Genomic DNA, 22,190 nt, shown 5'->3' with positions numbered 1-22,190 from the left:
GCGCGCGCCTAGCGGCGCTCCTGGTGCGGCTCGCCGACGTTGGGCGCGAAGATGGAGTCCACGCGCGCGGGGCGCTCGAAGCCGTTGGCCAGCAGCGCGATGACGAGCTGGGCCACGGGCGGCACCGGCACCAGCGCCTCGCCGCACACGTCCAGCTGGTCGATGCGCGAGAGCCCGCCGTCGCTGCGCACGTAGCGCACGCAGTTGGGGTCCACCGTCTCGGTCTTCGTGCGGGTGAGGGTGCGCTCGCGCTCGCCCCAGCGCATGTCCAGCCGATCCGGGCCCATGCGGATGTCCACCGGGTACTTGCCCCAGGTGCCCAGCACGCGCGTCACCTGGCCCTCGCGGCTCACCGTGAAGCGGCCCTCGCGCTTGTCGAAGGTGCCCTCCACGGTGCGCCCGTTCACCTTCATGTCGGTGAACACGCCGTGCCACACGCCGTCCTTCAGCCGCGCGCCGCGCTGCCCGTTCTCCACGCGCACGCGGTTGAACCACACGCCGCCCACGCGCCCCGTGGCCTGGTCCTCGGTCACGTCCGGCTGGAAGCCGAGGTTCGCGGGACCGTCCACCACGAAGGCGCCCGAGCCCAGCACCCCGCCCAGCAGGTCCGTGCTGGCCACGCTCGAGTCCACCACGTCGAAGCGCACGCCGCCCACCCACGCGTCCCCGGTGCCCGAGAGCATCAGCCCCAGCGCGATGAAGTTCGCCTGGCGCGGCACGTCCAGCACCACCTCGTGGCGCTGGCAGGGCGTGTCGCCGACGAGCGCGCGCGTCTGCATGTTGTCGAAGGCGAGCGGGTGCGCCGCGTCCCGCCCGTCCACGCGCATGAACAGCCCCGCCCAGCCCTGCACGTTCTTCGTGCGCACCACGGCGCTGTAGCGCACGCGCTTGCCGCGGTAGTCGTCCGCGCGGAAGATCTGCATGAAGGTGCCGTAGCCCGCGGGCTGGTCCACCTTGCTGCGCACGTGCGCCGCGCGCGAGCCCTCGCACGCGGACTGCGCATCCAGCGTGACCTCGTAGTGGTGCGGCGCGAGCCCCGCGAGGAACCAGCCCGGCGGCATCACCGCCACCTTGCTCGAGGGCGTGGGCACCTCCTCCACCGTCTCCGGAGGCTGCTGCTGCTGCTGCTGCTGCGCCGGCGCCTGCGCGGCCGCCGGCTGGTAGAGCGGCTTCTGCTGCGCGCGCGGGTCTGCGGGCACGGGCCCACCGCCCTGCGCCCGGGCCACGCCGCACACCCCCAGCGCGAGCGCGAGGAGCAGGGACCCTGCTGCGGCGGCGGCGGCGCGGTGGAGGGGCTGGCCTGGGCGCATCCCGGGGCTCACAGGGGGAAGGGACGCATCGACGTGAGCGCGCCCTGGGGCACCGCCACGCGGGCTTCGTAGCGGGGCACGGCGGCACCCGCGGAGGTGGGGTCCTGCACCAGCAGGCCCTGGGCGCTCGCGCTCGCGAGGCAGGAGGCGCGCGTGGCGAGGTCCGGGCAGGAGACGACGCGCGCGGGGACGTTGCTCGCGAGCCCGGGCAGGCCGCGCGGCTCCACCTGCGGCAGCTCGGTGATGGGCGCGCGCCGCGCCACCTCGGGCGTGGGCAGCGGCGCGGGGGCCTCGTGGCGCACCGCGAGGAAGGCGAGCGCGGCGGCCGCGGCCAGCGCGCCCACCGGGGCGAGCACGCGGCGCGCGAGCCGCGCAGCGGGCAGCCTCAGCAGCTTGCCGCCCATGCCGGGGCTCGAGGCGGCGACCTGCCGCAGGTCCTCCTCCAGCAGGGCCTCCACCTGCAGCAGGCGGGCGCAGGCGTCGCACGCGGCCACGTGCTCCTCGAGCGCGGCCGCCCGGGCCGGCTCGAGCGCACCCAGCACGTACGCCTCGGCGTCGTCGCGGGTGAAATGGCGATCACAGCTCTTCATCGTTCTCGTCCTCGAGTGCGGAGCGCAGCTTCTTGCGCACCTCGCACAGAATCTGGCGCACGCGCTGGGTGGAGAGGCCGACGCGCTCGGCCACCTCCGCGTGCGGTAGGTCTGGGCCCTCGTACACCAGGCGGAACACCCGCTGGGCGCCGGGGGAGCATTGCTTCAGGGCAGCGTGCGCGCGCGCCAGCTGCTCCTCGGTGAGCAGCCGCCGCTCTGCCGAGACGGCGGGGTCCACCGGTTGTTCACGTTCGGGCAGGGAGTCCACGTCCCCTGCCAGGTGCTCACGGCGCGTGCGCCGTGCATCGTCGAGTGCCAGGTAGGCGGCTTGCGTGAGGGCCAGGCTCGGCAGCTTCAGGTCCGTGAGCTGCCCGCGACGCTGCTGCTGCACCAGCCTCGCCCAGGTCTCCTGCGCCAGCTCCTTCGCCCGGTCCATACGAACCCCCCGCGCGAGCAGGGACACCACCACCCGGTGTTGGTGGCGCGCGATGAGGAAATCCCACGCCTCGCGCTCCCCCTCCAGCGCCCGCCGTGTGGCCTCCGCCTCGTCCAACTCCGCGCGCTCCTCACCGTGCACCGCGGCCGCGTCCAGAAAGTCCACGCTCAGCGCATCGTGCACGACCGCACCTTCGTACCTTCCTGGACCTCGCGCATGCCATAGGTGCTGGCGCATCCCTAGGCTCGACACTCCTTCAACGTCAGCGCCCGGCCCCACGTATCGGGTCCGGGGAGGGGTTCGCGCCGCACTGCGGCATCCGCGCCGTCCGGGGGCCCTCTCCGGGGCCCGTCCCCCTGCGGAAAGGGCGTGCAGGGAGGGGCTCTGATTAGCACAGGCGGGCGCGCGCGCGCACGGCCGCACGAGGGCACTGCGGCCAGGGGGCCGATACCCCCCTGAATTGCACGGCGGCGGACAGGTCCCACCTTTCTACGAGTCGAGCTTGCTCGAACAAAGGAGACCGCCATGAAGCGACTCATCGGCCTGTGCGCCGGCATCTTGCTGTTGGGATCAGCCTGCGCTCACAAGTCCGCCAGCGAGGGGACGTCCACGGGGAGCACCGGTAGCAGCACCGGCCAGCAGCAGACGCCTCCGTCCAGCACGGGCACGCCCGCGCCGGGCACCGGTGGCTCGGAGAATCCGTCGGGCGGCGCCAACGCGCCGGGCACCACCGCGGACCCCACCACCAGCGCGCCGCCGGACAACAACGTCGACCCGAACCACCCGGGCACCTCGGGCGCGGGGAGCGCGACCGGTGGCACGGGCACGATGACCACGGGTGAGACCTCGACCGGCGGCTCCGGCAACGCGGGCTCGAGCGCGACCGGCGGCACGGGCACGATGCGCAGCCCCGGCCAGACCGACAGCACCGCTGGCACCGGCGGCTCGGCCGCGGGGAGCGCCACCGGGGCGACCGGGTCGATGAGCACCTCGGGCTCCACGGGCTCGATGGGCTCGACGACGGGCTCCATGGGCACCAGCGACAGCGCGACGGGTGGCTCGGGCACGGCGACGCCCTGCCCGCCGAAGGACAGCTCGGGCACGGGTGGCTCGGGCGCTGCGGCGGCGACGACGCCCTCCGACACGAGCTCCAGCGCGAGCGGCATGAGCGCCTCCGACACGAGCAGCTCGGACACGTCCTCCGCCTCCTCGGGCGCGCAGACCACGCCGGCCCCCGCCACGGGCGGCTCCGGCGCCTCGGCGGGCGGTGGGGGGTAGTCTGACCCGCCGTCGCGTGAGCCCGGCGTCCGTACGCGCCCCCACTGCTGCGCTCCTGCTGCTCGCGCTGAGCTTCGGCGCCCGCGCAGGCGCGCAGCCGGCGGGGGCGCTGCCGTCAGCGGCGTCGCCATCCGCGGCGGCGCCGTGGACCGCCGCGCTCGCCGAGCGCGTGCGCGGCATCGACCTGGCGCACCGCGGAGCGCTGCAGGTCTGGGTGCAGGACGTGGCCTCCGGCGAGTCCTACGGCTACGACGCCGAGGCCCCGGCCTATCTTTCCTCCACGCTCAAGCTGGTGGTCGCGCTCGCGGTGCTGCGCGAGGTGGACGCGGGAGCGCTCTCGCTCGACGAGCCGCTGCGCCTGGAGGCGCAGGACGTGCGCGACGGCGTGGGGCTGCTGGGCCCCGCGGACGTGGGCACCGAGCGCAGCGTGGGCCAGCTGCTCGAGCTGATGCTGGTGCGCAGCGACAACACCGCCGCGGACCGGCTCATCACCCGCGTGGGCGAGGACCGGCTGGACTCGGAGGTGGCGTGCCGCGGGCTGCACTTCGGCCCGCTGCGCTCGCTGCTCACCGAGCGCCAGCAGCTCTACGCGCGGCTGGACCCGCGCGGGGCGCACCTGAGCGGCGCGCAGCTGCGCGAGCTCGGGCGCCACGAGTCGCTCGACGCGCGCGCCCGCGCCTTCGCGCAGCTCGTGGGCGCCCCGCCGCCGCAGGATGCCACGGTGCTCCCGCGCGCCTTCGAGGCCTTCTACGCCACGGGTGTGAACACGGCGCCGCTGCGCGAGGTGGGCGGGTTGCTCGCGCAGGTCGCGCGCTGCGAGGGCCTGAGCGCCGGGAGCTGCGCGCGCATGCAGACCCTGATGCGCGCCTGCCGCACGGGCGCGGCGCGCGTGCGGGCGGGGCTTCCTGCGCAGGTGGCCTGGGCGCACAAGACGGGTACGCAGTTCCAGCGCGCCTGCGACGTGGGCTTCTTCACGCTCGCTCCCGGGCGCTCGGTCGTGGTGGCCGCCTGCGCGCGCGACTTCGACCAGGTCCCTGAGGCCGAGGCCGCCTTCCGCGAGGTGGGCGCCGCGGTGTGGAGCGCGCTCGGTGCGCAGCCGCCGCCGCCCGTCGAAGCGCGCCGTGCCCCCGTGCGCGCTGCGCCGAGCCCATAGCTCGCGACGCGCCCACGGACACAGGGCCGCTACGGCGCGTCCTCGGCCTCCACCAATCGCCTCTTCGCCTCCGCGAGGAACCACTCCACGGCTTCGAGCGGAAGGTCTTTGCAGCGCCCGCTGAACGTCATGCGGCCGTCGGCGTCCGAGCGGAATACGAGCAGGCTCGCGCCGGCTACACGGTCGCTCGCGTCCGCCAGCTCGAGGTACATCCCGTCATCCACCACATCGCTGCCCAGCAGCACCTCGTGCCGCCGCCCCTCGAAAGCGATGCTCATCCCCGCCTCCTCCATTGCCTCTACCCGGTGGCGATGCCCCGATGCTTGTGCTGCTTCACGCGGAAGAAGCTTGCTCGTGGTGCGTCAGGACGGGAAGGGTGACGGTGCGCTGCGGCCGCTCGCGGTGGGGCGTCGCCGGCTCCGCGGCGCTCAGGGGTGACACGCTGGCAGTCCTCGCGTCTTCCTCGCGGCCGTCGCCTGGAATGACGCTTCCTTCTGCGCACCGTCCGCGCTGCCTGCCGAGGGCCCTCGCGTGGAGCGAAACGTCCATTCCACGTGGGAGGTCTCTGGCCCCCGAGCTCCGCTTCACTCTGAGTGTGTCCCCCCTCGGGAGCGGCGGCCCGCGTCGCGCAAAAACGTAAAATAGGATTTTACCTTTTTGCATCGCGCGCCGGTCCGCGCCCGGGAGGGGCGTCCCCTTTCGAGACAGCAGTCCACGCGTCGTGGACGGTTTCACCCTCTTTGAGAAGCCCCGTCCCCTCCCGGCCTCTCCTGCTCGAGGCCGTGCCCCTCGCGCCACTCTCGCGTGTCTCGCGAAGCCCGAGCGCGCGGGGTGACGACGCCACAGCGCCCCGGCTGCTCCACGCGTCTGAAGGATCTCAGCCGCGCCGCGCCTCGGCCGGGGCGTTGGGGTGGCGCTGCAGCTGGGTGCGCAGCTGCGGCTGGCGGCGCACCAGCTCCTGGCGCAGCAGGTGCGCGATGAGCTGCGGCGGGGCGGCGCTCCAGCGCGCGAGGTTCTGCAACAGCAGCACCGAGGTGTACGTGCGCCCGCACAGCAGCGCCGCCGTGCGCCCGTCCACCGGGAGGCCTGAGAGGCTCGCGAGCGCGCGCCCCTCGGTGCGAAGGATGAGCTCCACGCGCTCCTCGGCGGGCCCCGAGGCGAAGCGCGTGCGCAGCAGCTCGCGCGCGCCGCGCCGCGTCTGCTCGGGGATGTCGCGATCCACCATCAACTTGTACTGCTCGAGCAGCCGCCGCATCCCCCACAGGCGGCGCAGCAGCCCCACCGGCAGATGCGGGTTGCGCGCGAGCCAGCGCCGCACGCCCGTGTCCGCGGCGAAGGCGGGGCGGCCCCCGACGGCCTCGAGCCCCACGGCGGTGACGTGGTGGCGCGCGATGAGGCGCGCCTGCACGAGCCCTGCGCGCGGGTTCTCCAGCAGCGCGCGCACCACCGCGGGCAGCGGGTCGAAGCACAGCGCGCTGAGCTCGGGCTCCACCGCGCCGCGCGCCCGCGCCGTGCGCTCGTCCGCGGAGAGCGCGTGCAGCTCGGCCTCGAAGAGCCGGCGCAGGGTGCCCGAGGCGTCCGGCACCTCGTCCTCCTCCGCGACAGCCTCGTCCGTGCCGGCGTCCTCGGTACTCGCGTGTTCCGCGCCTGCATCGTGCGCACTCGCGTGCTCCGCGCCTGCATCGCGCGCGCTCGCATCGTGCGCGCTCGCGGACCCGGCGCTCGCCTCCTCCGCGCCGGCCTCGCTGCTGCCCGCGTCCCGCGCGCTCGGCGGCTCCGCAGCTGCAGCGTGAGCCCCCGCGGGAGGAGCGGGGACCGCCGCAGCGGCGCGGACTGCCGTCACGCCCGGCGCGATGCGGGGCACGGCCGAGGAGGCCGCACCGCCGAGCGGCGCGATGCGCGGCGCCGCGGGCAGCGGGGTGGGGCGGCTCACCGCGGGGACGGCGACAGGCTGCACGGCGCCCGCGGCGACGAGCCGCGCGAGCAGCGTGCCCACCTGCGCCCCGCTCAGCCCGGTGAGGGCGGGCAGGTGGCGCACGGCGGTGGCGCCGTCGAGGCGCGAGAGGAGGAAGCCCTCCTCCGCGCTGAGCGTGAGCGCGCGCACGTCCGCACCGCTGCGGGCGGGCTGCGGCTTCCAGTCCTCGGGCGGGGAGGTGGGCTCCATCGGGGGCGCGATTGTGGCAGCCCGAGCGCGCGCACGCACGAGTCACTAGACTGGGGGCATGTCCGAGCGCATCCGCACCTACTCCGACTTCTGGCCCTTCTACCTGCGCGAGCACGGCCGCCCGGCCACACGCGCACTGCACTTTGCCGGCACCACGCTCGGCGTGGGGCTCGGGGTGGGCGCGGCGCTGACGGGGCGCGCGCTGCTGGTGCCCGCGGCGCTGGCGGCCGCGTACGGCTTCGCGTGGGTGAGCCACTTCCGGGTGGAGCACAACCGCCCGGCCACCTTCCGCTACCCGCTCTGGAGCCTCGTCTCCGACTTCCGGATGTGGGGCCTGATGGCGAGCGGCCGGCTCGCCCCGCACCTGCAGCAGGCGCGCGCGGGCGAGCAGGCCGCCCCCGCGCAGGAGAGCGCCCGCGCCCAGGCCGCGCGCCGCTAGCCCACGGTCGCGAGCCGGCGCGCGAGCTCCGAGCGCGGCGTGCGCTGGCGCTGCTGCTGCATCTCCTCGCTCACCAGCGCCGTCACCGCGCCGTAGAGCAGGTGCGCGGAGAGATTCACCCCGAGCTCGCGCGGGCGCTGCCGCCACGCCGGGCGGGTGACGCCCAGTGCCGGCATCAGCACGAAGAACCCGAAGGCCCACTGCGCGGCGCCGAACAGCGCCCCGCGCAGCAGCGGCGCGCGGCTGCGGCCCCCGCGCTGCCCCAGCGCGAAGGCGGCGGCCCACGCGGCCCCGTAGCCCAGGTGCACCAGCTGGCTCGCGGCCTGGTGCCCGGCGGGGCCTCCGCGCGGCGCGCGGCCGCTGCGGTGCACCATCCACTCCTCCACCACCTGGGGCACCTGCTTCTGGATGAGGCCGGCGCGGTGCGCCCCCATCCGCAGCGCCGTCATGCACGCGGCCCCCACCGCCCCCGCCAATGCTCCGTGTCCTGCGCGCTGCAGCGCACCGTTCATCGCTGGCTCCTCCCGCCGTCGAGGCAAAGGTGCATCTGCGCGCGGGATGCCTCGCGCACCTGGCCGGCGTGCAGGCGGGCAGGCATCCCTGGTCGGCGGACGTGGGCTTTCAAAGGCCGCGGGGCGAAGGAGCTTGCACCTCATGGCGTCCGCCTCCGAGCCTCCCTCCTCCCCTCCCTACGCGCTGCGGATGCTCACCGCGCTCGAGAGCCTGCTCGCCACCCCCGCCTCCAGCCTGCAGGGGGCCCTGAGCCATGCGGCGCAGCACGTGGCGCAGATGATGGGGGCGGAGAAGGTGGACGCCTTCCTCTACCGGACCGAGGAGGACACGCTCGAGGCGGTGGGCACCAGCGACACGCCGCTCGCGCGCAAGCAGGTGGCGCTGGGGCTGCACCGCCTGCCCTCGAGCAACGGCGGGCAGGCGGTGCGCGTCTTCCGCTCGGGAAAGCCGCTGCTGGACGGGCACGTGGAGCGCGACCCGGAGGAGGTGCCCGGCATCAAGGAGAAGCTGGGCGTGCGCTCGCACGTGGCCGCGCCGCTCGAGGTGGAGGGGCGCGTGCGCGGCGTGCTCTCCGTCACCACCACGAAGCCCGAGGCCTTCGGCCCCGAGGACCTCGCCTTCGTGCAGGCGGCCTCGCGCTGGGTGGGCATGGTGGCGCGCCAGGCGGAGCTGGTGGAGCAGCTCACGCGCGAGGCCGCCGAGCGCGGCCGGCGCACCGCGGCCGAGGAGCTCATCACCACGCTCGCGCACGACATGAACGCGCTCATCGGTGCGCTCAGCGGGCGCATCGACCTGCTGGACCACCGCGCCGGGCGCGAGCAGCACCTCGCCAACATGCGCGACGCGTCGCAGGCGCGGCTCGCGCTCGAGCGGCTGCGCCGCCTCATCGCGGACCTGCTGGACGTGGGCCGGCTCGAGCAGGGCATCTTCACGCTCGAGCGGCGCGCCACGGACCTGATGGTGATGGTGCGCGAGGTGGCGAGCCTCGCCGCCGAGCCCGAGCACCCCGTGGTGGTGCGCGGCGAGGAGGAGCTGGTGGCGCTGGTGGACCCGCGCCGCGTGCGCCAGGCGCTCGAGAACCTGGTGGGCAACGCGCTGAAGCACTCGCCGGCCCAGGTGCCCGTGCAGGTGCAGGTGCTCAGCCAGCAGCGCGAGGGCGGCCCCTGGGCGCTGGTGTGCGTGCAGGACCAGGGGCCGGGCATCGCGCCCGAGCTGCTGCCGCACCTCTTCGAGCGCTTCGCCGCGGGGCCGCAGTCCACCGGGCTGGGGCTCGGGCTCTACCTCGCGCACCGCATCGCGGCGGCCCACGGCGGCAGCCTCCAGGTGGAGAGCGTGCCGGGCAAGGGCGCGCGCTTCGAGCTGTCGCTGCCGCTCGGAAACGTCTGAGCGCCGGGGCGCCCCGCGCGCGCTAGGGTGGCTCCCCGCCATGAGACGCCTCCTGCCCCTGCTCCTGCTCGCCCTGGCCTGCTCCCACCGGCCCGCCGCCGCTCCCCCTCCCGCACCTGCGCCCGCCGCGCCGCCTGCGCCTGCACCCGCGCGCGATGCGGACGCGGACTTCCGCGCGCTCGAGCACCGCTACGTGGTGGAGTTCCTGCAGCGCAACCCCACCGAGAGCACGTACCTGGGCGGCAGCGGCTTCGACCCCGCGCTCGCCGAGGCGGACGGCCGGCTGCGCGACCTCTCGCCGGGCGCGCTCGCCGAGGAGCTGCAGTGGGTGGAGCGCCTGCAGCGCGCCTTCACGGACGCGCGCGCCCTGCAGAGCACGAGCCTGCGCATCGACCGCGAGGTGGCGCTCGCGCAGCTGCGCTACCTGCACCACCTGTACGCCGAGCGCCGCTACCAGGAGCGCGCGCTGGACAGCTACGTGGACGAGCCCTTCCGCGGCACGGACGCGAGCCTGCAGGGCATGACCCGCACGGGCGAGGGCACGCTGGGCACCGCCGCCGAGTGGCGCGCGCTCGCCCGCCGGCTGCGCGCCGTGCCCGCCTACCTGCAGGTGGCGCAGGACCAGCTGCAGACGGGCGTCACCCGCGGCAACACCCCGGACAAGCGCATGCTGGTGCGCGACGGGCTGGACACCCCGCTCGCCAGCGCCGAGTACCTGAGCAAGACGGTGCCCGCGCTCGCCGAGGCGCGCGCGAGCGGCCCGGAGAAGGAGGCGCTGGTGCAGGAGGTGCAACAAGCCGGCGCGCAGGCGGGCGAGGCCTTCCGCACCTTCCGCGCCTTCGTGGCGAAGACCTTCTTCGACGCGCCGGACAGGCGCGAGGCCGGCGTGAAGCCCGCCTTCGCGCAGGACCACTACGCCCTGGGCGAGCCCGAGTACGACTGGGCGCTGAAGCACGACCTGGGCGTGAGCGAGACGAGCGCGCAGCTCTTCGAGGGCGCGCAGGGCCTCATCGAGGCGCGCCAGCAGGAGATGGTGCAGCTCGCGCGCGACATCGGCCGCAGCCACCAGTGGCGCCTGCCCGCGGACGGCTTCGCCGCGGTGCGCGCCGTCTTCGACCGGCTGGGCCAGGACTACCCGAAGAGCGACCGCGAGATGGTGGAGGGCTACCGCGCCGCCGCCTTCCGGCTCGTGGACTACGCGCGCAAGACGGGCCTCTTCGAGGTGCCGCAGGACTACCAGCTCGAGGTGGTGGAGACGCCCGAGCCCCTGCGCGCCTCCGTGTCCGGCGCCTCCTACTACCCTGCGCCCCCCTTCAAGCGCACCGGCGTGGGCCGCTTCTACGTCACCCCCACCGGCAACGACGTGGAGGGGCTCAAGGCGAACAACGTGCACGCCATGGCGGACCTCAGCGCGCACGAGGGCTTCCCCGGCCACGACTGGCACTACAAGACCCTCACCCGCGAGCGCGACGCCTTCGGCCCGCTGCGCTGGCTGATGCCGGGCGCGGTGGAGGACTCGAGCAGCATGTGGGCGGACTCCATGGCCTCCGAGGGCTGGGGCCTGTACGCCGAGGCGCTGATGGCCGAGCCGGCGCCGGGCGCACCCGCGGGCTTCTACACCCCCGAGGAGCGGCTCTACATGCTCGCGGGCCAGCTCTACCGCGAGCTGCGGGTGCGCGTGGACACGGGCCTGCACACCGGGCGCCTCACCTACGCGCAGGCGGTGGACCTCTTCAGCCAGGTGCCGGACTTCCTGCCCGGCTCCTGCACGGCGCCCCGCCTCAGCGCCGTGAAGCGCGCGAGCTGCAAGGGGGCGGAGGAGGCCATCTACCGCTACTCCAAGTGGCCCACCCAGGCCGTCACCTACCGGCTCGGCCGCGACGCCATCCGCTCGCTTCGCGCGGAGGCGCGGCGCCAGGCGGAGCTCGCGGGGCGCCCCTTCGACCTGCAGCGCTTCCACCTCGCGCTCATGCGCCAGGGCCCGGTGCCGGCCACCTTCGTGCGGGCCCAGGTGCTGCGCGGGCTCGCCGGGGTGCAGTGATGTAGGCGTGGGTGGGGCTCCGCGCGCCTGGCCGCCCGGCCTGCGCGCGGAGGGGCGGGGAGGCCGACTCGCGCGCCGGGGGGAAGTGTGGAAAGTTGAACGCGTCTTGTCTCTGCGCTCGCTCCTGCTGCTGCCGCTGCTCGCCCTCCTTCCGCTCGCCGGCTGTGGCCGCGCGGGCGCGGGCTCCGGCGCGGGCTCGGACGCCGAGCCGCTGCGCTACAGCGGCTCCTCCACGGTGGGCGACAGCGTGCTGCCCCAGCTCGTCGCGGGCTACGAGGCCCTGAGCGGCGAGCGCTTCGGCAGCGTGGAGCTGCCGGGCTCGAGCGAGGGCTTCGCGGCGGTGATGGAGGGGCGCGCGAGCGTGGCGGGCATGTCGCGCTCGCTGCACAGCAGCGAGAAGGCGCAGCTGCCCTACTGGACCATCCTCGGCTACGACGCGCTCGCGGTCTTCGTGCACGCGCAGAACCCGGTGCGCGCACTGAGCGAGGCGCAGCTCAAGGCGCTGTTCACGGGGCAGGTGGCGCGCTGGAGCGAGCTGGGCGGCGAGGACGCGCCGGTGGAGCTGGTGGTGCAGTCCGGCGGCGCGGCGCACGGCACGCTCTCGCTCTTCCAGGAGCAGGTGATGGAGGGCGCGGCGCTGGGCCCGGTGCGCCTCTTCACCACGGCGCGCGAGTGCGTGCAGTACGTGGCGAGCCACCCGCACGCCGTCACCCCCGCCTCGCTCGCCTTCGCCGGCGAGGGCACGCGCGCGCTCGCGGTGGACGGCGTCGCGCCGGACGCGGGCTCGGTGCGCTCGGGCGCGTACCCGCTCGGCCGGCCGCTGCTGCTCGTCACCCGCGCGGCGCCCACCGGCAAGCTGCGCACCTTCTTCGACTACGCGCTCTCGGGCGCGGGCCAGGCGCAGGTGGCCCGCCACTTCGTGCCCCGCGCCTCCAACCAGTGACGCCCCGCTTGAGCCCCTCCCGCCCCAGCCGGATCAGCATCCGGCGCCTCAGCATCCGGCAGCGCCTGCTGCTCGCCGTGGCCGTGATGACCGCGGCGCTCCTCGCCGGCTCGCTCCTGCAGCTGCACGTGCTGCAGCGCTACCGCATCGGCGGGCCCACCCACGCGCTGCTCAAGGCCCAGCGCGAGGCGCGCGAGCGGCTCACGCTGCTGCTGGTGGACCTCAACGGCAGCTACGCCCTCGTCGCGCGGCTGCAGCAGTCCGGCAGCCACGAGCGCGCTGCGCTCCTGCGCCGCCAGCTCACCGAGCAGGCCGATGCCATCGACCTGCGCTTCGAGCGCGCGCTGGAGGACGGCACGCTGGGCGACTCGCGCCCGCTCATCGTGGACGCGCGCACCACCTGGCGCCAGCTGCGCAACGCGCTGCGCGTGCACCTGACCACCCCCGGCGCCGCCACGCTGCTCTCGGACGCGGAGAGCCGCCGCTACGCGCGGCTGGTGGAGCAGATCGAGAGCGCGAGCAACGCGATGTACCTGCAGTACGACGAGGTGCAGGCGCAGTCCGAGCGCGCCCTGCGCCACGAGCTCGCCATCACCCTGCTCGCCGTGCTCGCGCTCGCCGCCTTCTGGCTCTTCGTCCTCTTCCGCATCGCGCGCTCCTTCACCGTGCCCCTGCGCGCGCTCGTGAGCGCCGCGCAGCAGGTGGGCCAGGGCGACCTCAGCGTGCAGCTGCCCGAGACGGCGGAGGACGAGCTGGGCCAGCTCGCCGCGGGCCTGGGTCAGATGCTCGGGCGCCTGCGCGAGCTGCACCTCACCCTGCGCACCACCGTGGCCCAGCTGGGCATCGCGGTGGAGCACATGGCGGCCGCCAGCAGCGAGCAGGAGCGCCAGGTGACCATCCAGGCCACCAGCCTGCAGGAGACGCTGGTGAGCGCCCAGGTGCTGCGCGAGAGCAGCGGCATGGCGGCCGCGCGCGCGACCCAGCTGCTGGGCAGCGCCGTGCGCGCAGAGGAGGTCGGGCTCGCCGGCACCCGCGCGCTCGACGAGAGCCTCGGCGGCATCCAGCACATCGGCACGCACATCGAGGCCATCGCCCGCCAGGTGGTGGAGCTGGGCGAGCGCACCGCGGAGGTGGGCACCATCACCCAGGCGGTGAAGGACGTGGCCGAGCAGAGCCACGTGCTCGCGCTCTCCGCCTCCATCGAGGCTGCGCGCGCAGGCGAGGTGGGCCGCGGGTTCGCCGTCGTCGCCCAGGAGATGCGCAGCCTCGCCGAGCGCTCGGTGAAGGCGACGAGCGAGGTGCGCCGCGTGCTCCTGTCCACCGCGGACGCGGTGCGCTCCGCCGTGCAGCTCACCGAGCAGGGCCAGGCGCAGATGAAGGGCAGCCTCGCGCAGGTGGGCCAGAGCAGCGCGCGGCTGCGCGAGCTCGGGGCGCTCCTGCAGGAGGCGAGCCTCGGCATCCGCCAGGTGGCCGGCGCCGTGGGCGAGCAGGACGCGGGCATCGGCATGCTCTCGGGCGCGGTGGGCGACCTCGCCAGCGGCACCACCGTCACCATGGCCAGCCTCGAGGCCACGCGCGCCGCCGTGCAGCTGCTGCAGGATGTGAGCGCCCAGGTGGACGCGGCGCTGCAGACCCTGCGGCTCTAGGCCGGCGGCCCGGCAGCCGGGCGCCCGGGGCTGGCCGCCTGTCCAACAGGCGCGCGCGTGCGCACCTTTGAGGCGATGAGCTCCGAGCGCTTCCACCGCTTCGCCTTCGGCATCTCCGAGCGCATGGGGCGCCCGGGCGCCTTCCTCCTCGCGCTCGCGGTGGTGCTCGTGTGGGCGGTCACCGGGCCGCTCTTCCACTTCAGCGACACCTGGCAGCTGGTCATCAACACCGGCACCACCGTCATCACCTTCCTGATGGTGTTCCTCATCCAGGCCACCCAGAACCGGGACGCGCGCGCGCTGCACCTGAAGCTGGACGAGCTCATCCGCGCCCAGCGCCGCGCGCGCAACGTCTTCGCGGACCTGGAGCACGCGAGCGACGAGGAGCTCGCGGCCTTCGAGCGCGAGTTCCAGCGGCTGCGCAAGAGCGGCGTGGACCGCACCGAGGCCGCGCACCGCGCCCACCGCCACGCGCACGACTCCTCGCACTAGGCGCCGCTTTGTGCATGACTGGCGCGACCATGCGCTCTCTCGCCCTGCTGCTGTCGCTGCTCGGTGCCCTCCAGGCCTCCGCGGCCCCCGCTGCGAAAGACCCCCGCTGCCGCGGCGCCGGCCCCGCGCGCGCCGCGCGCTTCCTCACGCCCGGCCAGCCCGCGGCCCCCGCGCAGCTCACGGCCTACGCGGCCGCCTGCGCGCAGGACAGCGTCGTCCAGCTCACCTCGCAGCTCATCCGCTTCCGCACGGTGAGCAGCGAGGTGCCGGCGGCGAAGAGCCCGGAGATTGCCCGCATGGGCGCCTTCCTCCAGGGCTGGGCGAAGAGGAACGGGCTCGCCTTCCGCACCGTGGGCCAGAACGACGTCTTCGAGCTCGCCTGGGGCGAGGGACCGCTGCAGGTGGGCTTCGTCTTCCACGGCGACGTGGTGCCCGCCCCGGCGCACGAGTGGAAGACGAAGCCCTTCGAGCCGGTGGTGAAGGACGGCAAGCTCTACGGCCGCGGCGCCATGGACGACAAGGCGCCGCTCGCCGCGGTGCTCACCCTCATCCAGCTCTCCAACGAGCTGGGCCTCAAGCCCGCGGGCCGCGTGCTCGTCATCGTGGGCAACGGCGAGGAGAGCGACTGGACGGGGATGCAGGCCTACGCGGAGAAGGAGCCGCACCCGCCCCACGTCATCTCGGTGGACGCGAACTTCCCCCTCGTCGCCGCGCAGTCCGGCTTCGTCGGCTGGGCGCTGGAGGCGGACGCCGCTCCGGCCGCAGCCCCTGACTCCGCAGGCGCCGCGGACGCCGGTACGCCGGCGCCCGCCGCGCGCCTGCGCGTCACGGCCCTGAGCGGCGGCGAGTTCCTCACCCAGGTGCCGGGCCAGGCGGAGCTGACGCTGCTGCCGGTGGGGATGAGCGCCGCGCAGGCGCTCGCGCAGGTGCAGGCGAACGTGGCCGCGCTCGCCGCCGAGCGCCCGCTGATGAAGGTGGAGGTGAAGCGCGCAGGGGGCAGCGTGCGCCTCGTCGCGCGCGGCGTGGCGGTGCACTCCAGCGTCGCAGAGGAGGGGCGCAACGCGCTCTGGGACCTCGCCGCGGTCGCCTCGCGCCTGCCGCTCGAGGACGGGGGCGCGAAGGCCATGCTCGGGCTGCTCGCGAGCCACTTCGACGGCGACGTGTGGGGCCAGAAGCTGGGGCTCGCCTACGAGGACCCGCTCATGGGCCGGCTGCTGGTGACGGCGGACCTGCTGCGCCTGGAGAAGGGCAAGGTGACGCTGGGCATCAACATGCGCCGGCCGCAGGGCAAGGACGCGGCCGCCTTCAACGCCTCGCTGGACGCCGCCGCCCGGCGCGTGGCCGAGGCCACCGGCGGGCGCGTGCACGAGGGCAAGGGCCGCTACGTGGGAGACCCGCACGTGGCGGACCCCTCCGGCCCGCTCGTCACCACGCTGCTCGGCATCTACCGCCAGCAGATGAGCGACCCGCAGGCCGCGCCGCGCAGCGTGCGCGGCGGCACCTACGCCCGCCTCTTCCCGCGCGCGGTGGACTTCGGCCCGGACTTCCCCGGCGACCTCTACACCGGCCACGCCCCGGACGAGTTCGTCTCGCTCGAGCGCCTGGACCAGCTGACCCGTCTGCTCGCCGGGGCCATGGGGGCCTTCGCTTTCACCGCGCCCCCGAAGTGAGCACCCTTCCTCCATGAGCACGCTCCTCCTCCGCCGCTCCGACGTGGCCCGCTACCTCGATGGGCTCCTGATGCTCAACGACCTGCGCGAGGCCTTCCGCGCGGACGCGCTGGGGCGCAGCGTGGTGCCGCAGCGCGCGGGCACCCCGGTGCACGCCGGGGGCAGTGCGACGGTCCTCTTCCCCGGCTGCCTGCCCGGAGTGCCGGCGTACTCGGTGAAGGTGCACGCGAAGTTCCCCGCGCAGCAGCCCGCCATCCAGGGCACGCTGCAGCTGCACGACCTGGGCAGCGGCGAGCTGCTCGCGGTGATGGACTCGGGCCACCTCACGGCGGTGCGCACCGCCGCCACCGCGGCGCTCGCGGCAGACGTGCTCGCGCGGCCCGACGCCCGGCGCGTGGCCTTCATCGGCGCGGGCGCGCAGGCGGCCATCGGGCTGAAGACGCTGCGCCTGGTGCGCACGCTGGAGCGCGCGAGCGTCTACGACACGGACATGCCGCGCGCCTTCGCCTTCGCCCAGCGCATGTACCAGCAGCTGCAGCTGCCGGTGCGCCAGGCGGACAGCGTGGCGGAGGCGGTGGCGGACGCGGACATCGTCGTGTGCGCCACCTGGAGCCGGCAGGCCTTCCTCGAGCCGCACATGCTGCCGCCCGGCGCGCACGTGACGAGCCTCGGCGCGGACGAGCCCGGCAAGGTGGAGCTCAGCCGCGCGCTGCTCGAGCGCGCGCGCGTCGTCGTGGACCACCGCGGCCTCGCGCTCTCCATGGGCGCGGTGGGCAACGTGGGGCTGGGCGAGGAAAGTATCCACGCGGAGCTCGGCGAGGTGCTCGCCGGCCTGAAGCAGGGCCGCACCCGCCCGGACGAGCTCACCGTCTTCAGCAGCGTGGGGCTGCCCTTCACGGACCTCGCCGCCGCCTGGAGTGTGTACCTCGCCGCGCGCGAGGACCCCGAGCTGCAGCGCGTGGACTTCAGCGCCTGATCGCTGCGCGGGCCCCCGCTCCCTCACTGCGGGTGAAGTTTGCAGGCACCCGGATGCGGGCTGCCTGCCCGCACTGTTTTCTTCCCGGCAGGCGGTCACCCCCGTCGGACGGGTCTCTGCGGGCGCGATGCCCCCGGCGGTCTAAGACAGGAGCGTGTCCTCCCACGCAGCGTCCCAGTCCACCGCCCCGGCCCGTCCGGGCGCTCGCCCCTCGCGCGCCAGCGTGCTGCTGGTGGACGACCGCCCCGCGAACCTGCTCGCGCTCGAGGCGCTGCTCGAGCCGCTGGGCGCGCGCACGGTGCGCGCCGCCACCGGCCGCGAGGCCCTGCAGCGCGCGGCCGAGGAGGACTTCGCCGCCATCCTGCTGGACCTGCGGCTGCCGGACCTGAGCGGCCTGGAGGTCACGGTGCGCCTGCGCGAGCAGGGCCTGAACCAGCGCACCCCCGTGCTGCTGCTCACCGCGGGGGACGTGGGCGAGGAGGAGCTCCTGCGCGGCTACGCGCACGGCGCGGTGGACTTCCTGCGCAAGCCGCTGGTGCCCGCGGTGCTGCAGGCCAAGGTCTCCGTCTTCCTCGAGCTCCACGTGGCTCGCGAGGCGCTGCGCGCGAGCGAGCGCGAGGCGACGGAGAGCCGCCACCGCGCGCTGCTCGGCAACCTGCTGCTGCAGGCGCCCGCCGCCATCGCCATCCTGCGCGGGCCCGAGCTCGTCTTCGAGTTCGCCAACCCCGTCTACGAGCAGGTGGTGGGGCGCACGGGGCTGGTGGGCCGCCCCCTGCTGCAGGCCCTGCCCGAGCTCGCGGGGCAGCGCGCCGTGCTGCAGGCGCTCGAGGGCGTGCTGCGCACCGGCGAGCCCTTCCGCGCGAGCGACTTCCCCGTGCAGCTGGCGCGCGGCGGCCCGGGCGCGCCGCCCGAGCAGGTGTACTTCAACTTCATCTACCAGGCGATGCGCGGCCCCTCGGGCGAGGTGGAGGGGCTCATCGCCTTCGCCGTGGACGTGACCGACCAGGTGCGCGCGCGCCGCCAGACCGAGTCGCTCGCCGAGGACCTGCGCCAGCAGGCGCAGGCGCTGCGCGCGAGCGAGGAGCGGCTGCAGCTCGCGCTCGAGTCCACCGCCCTGGGCACCTGGGACATGGACATGGACACGCTGCACGAGCTGCGCTGGGACGCGCGCTGCAAGCAGCTGTTCGGCCTGCCGCCGGACGCGCACGTGGACTACGACGTCTTCCTCTCCGGCCTGCACCCCGAGGACCGCGCGGCCACCCACGCGGCCATCCAGGAGGCGCTGCGGCCCGGCGGCCCCGGCCACTTCGACGTGGAGTACCGCACCGTGGGGCTGCAGGACGGCCAGCTGCGCTGGGTGCGCGCCACGGGGCGCGCCCGCTTCGAGGGCGGCACGCTCGCGCGCTTCACCGGCACCGTGCTGGACATCAGCAGGCGCAAGCGCATCGACGAGGAGCGCGCCCAGGCGGCCGCCGAGAACGCGCGCCTGCTGCAGGCGGTGAGCGCCGAGCGGCAGAACCTCCAGTCCCTGCTGATGCAGATGCCCGTCTCGGCCACCGTGCTGCGCGGGCCCACCCTCCTGCACGAGATGTCCAACCCCGCCGCCGAGCGCCTGCGCGGGCGCGCGCTGCCGTCCGGCGTGCCCATCCGCGAGCTGCTCCCCGAGCTCGAGGGGCAGGGCTTCTACGAGCTGCTGGAGCGCGTGTACCGCACCGGCGAGACAGTGGAGGCGCGCGAGATGCGCGCGCGCTGGCGGCGCACGGAGGAGGGCGCGCTCGAGGAGGGCATCTTCGACATCAGCTACCAGCCGCTGCGCGACGCCGCGGGGCGCATCGACGGCGTGGTCTCCTACAGCATGGACGTGACCGCCCAGGTGCAGGCGCGCGAGCGCGTGGAGGCGCTCGCCGCCGCGCTGCAGCAGAGCGAGGGGCGCTTCCGCGTCCTCGCCGAGGCCATGCCCCAGCTCGCCTGGAGCGCAGACGCCGGGGGCGAGCACGACTACTTCAACCAGCGCTTCCGCGAGTACACGGGCGCCCCGCCCGACCGCGCGGACACCGCCACCTGGCAGCAGAGCATGCACCCGGAGGACCGGCCCCGCGCGCTCGAGCGCTGGCGGCGCAGCGTGGAGACGGGCGAGCCCTTCGAGGTGGAGTACCGCCGCCTGCGCTCGGACGGCCAGTGGCGCTGGCTGCTCGGGCGCGCGCTGCCCGCGCGCGACGCCGAGGGCCACATCACCCGCTGGCTCGGCACCAGCACGGACATCGAGGAGCAGGTGCGCACCCTGCGCGAGCTGGAGGCCGCCCAGGCGGAGGTGCGTCGGCTCAACGCGGGGCTCGAGCAGCGCGTGGCCGAGCGCACCCACCAGCTGCAGGAGGTGAACCGCGAGCTGGAGAGCTTCAGCTACTCCGTCAGCCACGACCTGCGCGCGCCCCTTCGCCACGTGACCGGCTTCGCCCAGCTGCTGCAGAAGCGCGCCGGGTCGCAGCTGGACGAGACCAGCCGCGGCTACCTCAAGACCATCTTCGACGCGGCCCAGCAGGGCGGCACCCTGGTGGACGACCTGCTCGCCTTCAGCCGCATGGGGCGCGCGGCCTTGCGCCCGGCCCGCGTGGAGCTGCGCGCGCTGGTGGACGAGGTCGTGCGCGAGCTCGCTCCGGATGCGCGCGGCCGCCAGGTGGAGTGGCGCGTGGGCGCGCTGCCCGAGGTGCACGCGGACCCCGCCATGCTGCGCCAGGTGCTGCGCAACCTGCTCGCCAACGCGCTCAAGTACACGCGCCCCCGCGAGCGCGCCGTCATCGAGGTGGGCGCCGAGCCGCTGGGCGCCGGAAATCTCGAGACCCACGTCTGGGTGAAGGACAACGGCGTGGGCTTCGAGATGCAGTACGTGGACAAGCTCTTCGGCGTCTTCCAGCGCCTGCACACCGCCGACCAGTTCGAGGGCACCGGCATCGGGCTCGCGAACGTGAAGCGCGTGGTCAGCCGCCACGGCGGGCGCGCCTGGGCCGAGGGCGCCCCGGACCAGGGCGCCACCTTCCACTTCACCCTCCCCCACACCCCCGCGCCCGGCGCCTCCCGAGGAACCCACCCGTGAACGACCTCAAGCGAATCCTCCTCGTCGAAGACAGCGCCAACGACGTGGCCCTCACGCTCGCCGCGCTCGAGGAGACGAACCTCGCCAACGAGGTGGACGTGGTGCGCGACGGGCAGCAGGCGCTGGACTACCTGCAGCGCGAGGGCACCCACGCCGAGCGCCCCGAGGGCAACCCCGCCGTGGTGCTCCTGGACCTGAAGCTGCCCAAGGTGGACGGCCTCGAGGTGCTCGCGCACATCAAGCGCCACCCCGGGCTCAAGACGGTGCCGGTGGTGATGCTCACCTCGAGCCGCGAGGAGCAGGACCTCGCGCGCAGCTACGGCCTCGGGGTGAATGCCTACGTGGTGAAGCCGGTGGCCTTCGGGGACTTCGTCGCCGCGCTCAAGGAGCTGGGGCTGTTCTGGGCCGTGGTGAACCAGCCGCCTCCCGGCTCGCTGCCCCGGGGTGGCGTACGATGACCGCGCTGCTCGCCACCCCACCGCCCGCGCTCGAGCCGGCCGCGGCGCCGCTGCGGGTACTGCTGCTCGAGGACAGCCCCCTGGACGCGCAGCTGATGGTGGGTGCGCTCGAGGCGGCGGGGCGCGCGGCGCAGGTGCACCGCGTGGACGGGCGCGCGGGCTTCCTCGAGGCGCTGGTGCAGGGCGGCTACGACCTGGTGCTCTCGGACTACAACGTGCCCGGCTTCGACGGCACCGAGGCACTCTCGCTTGCGCGCGAGCGCCTGCCGGACGTGCCCTTCCTCTTCGTCTCGGGTGCGCTGGGCGAGGAGCGGGCCATCGAGCTGCTCAAGCGCGGCGCCACGGAATACGTGCTCAAGGACAACCTGGAGCGCCTGGTGCCCAGCATCGAGCGCGCCCTGCGCGAGGCGGAAGGGGCGCGCCAGCGCCGCAGCGCCGAGCAGGCGCTGCGCGAGAGCGAGGAGCGCTACCAGCTGGCGAGCCTCGCCACCAGCGATGCCATCTGGGACTTCGACCCGCAGCTGAACCGCACCCAGTGGGCCGGCGCGCTCGAGCGCGTGTTCGGATACCCGGTCCCCGCGAACGGCACGGACGCGGAGTGGTGGGGCTCGCGCGTGCACCCGGAGGACCTCCCGCTGGTGCTGGCGGACTCGCAGGTGGCCCTCGCAGCGCCCGCCCGGCAGCGCTGGGAGCACGCGTACCGCTTCCGCCGCGCGGACGGCAGCTGGGCCCACGTCATCGACCACGGGCTCATCGTGCGCGACGCGGATGGCAAGGCCGTGCGGGTGGTGGGCGCCATCCGCGACGACTCGGCACGGGTGAGCGCGGAGCGCGAGCGGCAGCGGCTGCTGGAGGAGGCGCAGGCGCGCGTGGAGTTCGAGCAGCAGGTGGTGGGCATCGTGAGCCACGACCTGAGAAACCCGCTCGCCGCCATCCTCACCTCGGCCTCCCTCATGCTGCGGCGCGAGAGCATCGACCCATGGGTGGCGCGCAGCGCGGCGCGCATCGTGTCCAGCGCGGACCGCGCGAGCCGGATGATCCGCGACCTGCTGGACTACACCCAGGCGCGCATGGGCGGTGGCATCCCCATCCGCCCCGAGGCGCTGGACCTGCACGAGCTCGCCGAGCAGGTGGTGGAGGAGGCGCGCGCCGCCTTCCCCGAGCGCACCCTGGAGCTCGTGCACAGCGGCAGCGGCCACGGGCGCTGGGATGCGGACCGCGTGGCGCAGGTGCTCACCAACCTGGTGACCAACGCGCTCAAGTACAGCCCCGCGGACACACCCGTGCGCGTGGAGAGCCGCGGCGAGGCGGAGGGCATGTGGCTGCGCGTGCAGAACGCGGGCGAGCCCATCTCGCCCGAGCTGCTGCCGCGCCTCTTCGAGCCGCTGCAGCGCGGCGGCGGCCACGTGGGCTTCAGCGACCGCAGCATCGGGCTGGGGCTCTACATCGTGCGCGAGCTCGTGCTCGCCCACGGCGGCCAGGTGGACGTGGCGAGCACGCAGGAGGCGGGCACCACCTTCACCGTGCGGCTGCCGCGCGAGGCGGCCGGGCGCACGCCGCCGGCGGGCTAAGTCCCCTCTTCCTCTGGGAGAGGGTCAGGGTGA

General features: G+C 74.8%; 19 protein-coding genes. 12 read left to right on the top strand and 7 right to left on the bottom strand.

Annotated features, from left to right (window positions below; genetic code table 11):
• Positions 1 to 8: 8 nt before the first annotated feature.
• The 4 genes from FGE12_RS26410 to FGE12_RS26395 form a co-directional block, all read right to left on the bottom strand.
• Positions 9 to 1,310, bottom strand: a complete 1,302-nt coding sequence (locus FGE12_RS26410) for an AraC family transcriptional regulator (RefSeq protein ID WP_153869390.1) — start codon at positions 1,308 to 1,310, stop codon at positions 9 to 11.
• 8 nt (positions 1,311 to 1,318) lie between these two features.
• Positions 1,319 to 1,900: an anti-sigma factor gene (locus tag FGE12_RS26405; RefSeq protein ID WP_153869389.1), complete on the bottom strand. Its 582-nt coding sequence runs from the start codon at positions 1,898 to 1,900 to the stop codon at positions 1,319 to 1,321.
• Positions 1,887 to 2,519 carry an RNA polymerase sigma factor gene (locus FGE12_RS26400; RefSeq protein WP_370459158.1) on the bottom strand — a complete coding sequence of 211 codons (633 nt, stop codon included), beginning with the start codon at positions 2,517 to 2,519 and terminating at the stop codon, positions 1,887 to 1,889. The genes FGE12_RS26405 and FGE12_RS26400 overlap by 14 nt, the downstream gene beginning before the upstream one ends.
• A 398-nt stretch (positions 2,520 to 2,917) precedes the next feature.
• Entirely contained in the window at positions 2,918 to 3,577 is a 660-nt protein-coding gene (locus FGE12_RS26395; protein ID WP_153869388.1) for a hypothetical protein, read from the bottom strand.
• Positions 3,578 to 3,630: 53 nt separating this feature from the next.
• Between FGE12_RS26395 and FGE12_RS26390 the strand changes: the two genes are divergently transcribed.
• The gene (locus FGE12_RS26390; protein WP_194798301.1) at positions 3,631 to 4,767 is read left to right on the top strand and encodes a serine hydrolase; all 1,137 of its coding nucleotides are present in this window, start codon (positions 3,631 to 3,633) and stop codon (positions 4,765 to 4,767) included.
• 29 nt (positions 4,768 to 4,796) lie between these two features.
• Here the strand turns inward: FGE12_RS26390 and FGE12_RS26385 are convergent, their stop codons facing one another.
• Both FGE12_RS26385 and FGE12_RS26380 read right to left on the bottom strand, forming a co-directional pair.
• Positions 4,797 to 5,045 carry a hypothetical protein gene (locus FGE12_RS26385; RefSeq protein WP_153869386.1) on the bottom strand — a complete coding sequence of 83 codons (249 nt, stop codon included), beginning with the start codon at positions 5,043 to 5,045 and terminating at the stop codon, positions 4,797 to 4,799.
• A gap of 599 nt (positions 5,046 to 5,644) precedes the next feature.
• Positions 5,645 to 6,931 (bottom strand): hypothetical protein, encoded by a 1,287-nt coding sequence (locus FGE12_RS26380; RefSeq protein WP_153869385.1) that lies wholly within the window; start codon positions 6,929 to 6,931, stop codon positions 5,645 to 5,647.
• Between the two features lie 58 nt (positions 6,932 to 6,989).
• On the opposite strand from FGE12_RS26380, the gene FGE12_RS26375 reads away from it, so the two are divergent.
• The gene (locus FGE12_RS26375; protein ID WP_153869384.1) at positions 6,990 to 7,370 is read left to right on the top strand and encodes a DUF962 domain-containing protein; all 381 of its coding nucleotides are present in this window, start codon (positions 6,990 to 6,992) and stop codon (positions 7,368 to 7,370) included.
• On the opposite strand, the gene FGE12_RS26370 is transcribed toward FGE12_RS26375, so the two are convergent.
• Positions 7,367 to 7,882: a DUF6789 family protein gene (locus tag FGE12_RS26370; RefSeq protein WP_153869383.1), complete on the bottom strand. Its 516-nt coding sequence runs from the start codon at positions 7,880 to 7,882 to the stop codon at positions 7,367 to 7,369. The genes FGE12_RS26375 and FGE12_RS26370 overlap by 4 nt on opposite strands.
• Before the next feature lie 142 nt (positions 7,883 to 8,024).
• Here FGE12_RS26370 and FGE12_RS26365 point away from each other — a divergent pair, with 142 nt between their 5' ends.
• The 10 genes from FGE12_RS26365 to FGE12_RS26320 all read left to right on the top strand — a co-directional run bounded on the left by FGE12_RS26365 (position 8,025) and on the right by FGE12_RS26320 (position 22,157).
• Positions 8,025 to 9,269, top strand: a complete 1,245-nt coding sequence (locus FGE12_RS26365) for a GAF domain-containing sensor histidine kinase (protein ID WP_153869382.1) — start codon at positions 8,025 to 8,027, stop codon at positions 9,267 to 9,269.
• 40 nt (positions 9,270 to 9,309) lie between these two features.
• On the top strand, positions 9,310 to 11,310 hold the full coding sequence (locus FGE12_RS26360) for a DUF885 domain-containing protein (protein WP_153869381.1): 2,001 nt from the start codon (positions 9,310 to 9,312) through the stop codon (positions 11,308 to 11,310).
• Between the two features lie 106 nt (positions 11,311 to 11,416).
• Positions 11,417 to 12,253, top strand: a complete 837-nt coding sequence (locus tag FGE12_RS26355; protein ID WP_194798300.1) for a substrate-binding domain-containing protein — start codon at positions 11,417 to 11,419, stop codon at positions 12,251 to 12,253.
• Between the two features lie 8 nt (positions 12,254 to 12,261).
• On the top strand, positions 12,262 to 13,899 hold the full coding sequence (locus FGE12_RS26350) for a methyl-accepting chemotaxis protein (protein WP_153869379.1): 1,638 nt from the start codon (positions 12,262 to 12,264) through the stop codon (positions 13,897 to 13,899).
• A gap of 57 nt (positions 13,900 to 13,956) precedes the next feature.
• On the top strand, positions 13,957 to 14,391 hold the full coding sequence (locus tag FGE12_RS26345; RefSeq protein WP_370459157.1) for a low affinity iron permease family protein: 435 nt from the start codon (positions 13,957 to 13,959) through the stop codon (positions 14,389 to 14,391).
• A 29-nt stretch (positions 14,392 to 14,420) separates the two neighbouring features.
• Positions 14,421 to 16,061, top strand: a complete 1,641-nt coding sequence (locus FGE12_RS26340; RefSeq protein ID WP_153869378.1) for a Sapep family Mn(2+)-dependent dipeptidase — start codon at positions 14,421 to 14,423, stop codon at positions 16,059 to 16,061.
• Between the two features lie 13 nt (positions 16,062 to 16,074).
• A complete protein-coding gene (locus FGE12_RS26335) occupies positions 16,075 to 17,037 on the top strand; it encodes an ornithine cyclodeaminase family protein (protein ID WP_153869377.1) in 963 nt (320 codons plus the stop codon).
• 154 nt (positions 17,038 to 17,191) lie between these two features.
• Entirely contained in the window at positions 17,192 to 20,128 is a 2,937-nt protein-coding gene (locus FGE12_RS26330) for a PAS domain-containing protein (protein WP_153869376.1), read from the top strand.
• The gene (locus FGE12_RS26325; RefSeq protein WP_194798299.1) at positions 20,125 to 20,586 is read left to right on the top strand and encodes a response regulator; all 462 of its coding nucleotides are present in this window, start codon (positions 20,125 to 20,127) and stop codon (positions 20,584 to 20,586) included. Before FGE12_RS26330 ends, FGE12_RS26325 begins: the two co-directional genes overlap by 4 nt.
• Complete coding sequence (locus FGE12_RS26320; protein WP_153869375.1) at positions 20,583 to 22,157, top strand: ATP-binding protein; 1,575 nt, start codon at positions 20,583 to 20,585, stop codon at positions 22,155 to 22,157. Before FGE12_RS26325 ends, FGE12_RS26320 begins: the two co-directional genes overlap by 4 nt.
• The last annotated feature ends 33 nt before the right edge of the window (positions 22,158 to 22,190 follow it).

The sequence above is a fragment of the Aggregicoccus sp. 17bor-14 genome (genome assembly GCF_009659535.1).
Lineage (GTDB): Bacteria > Myxococcota > Myxococcia > Myxococcales > Myxococcaceae > Aggregicoccus.
The sequence above is the reverse complement of the archived record's forward strand: the minus strand, read 5'-3'. Positions and strand labels throughout refer to the sequence as shown.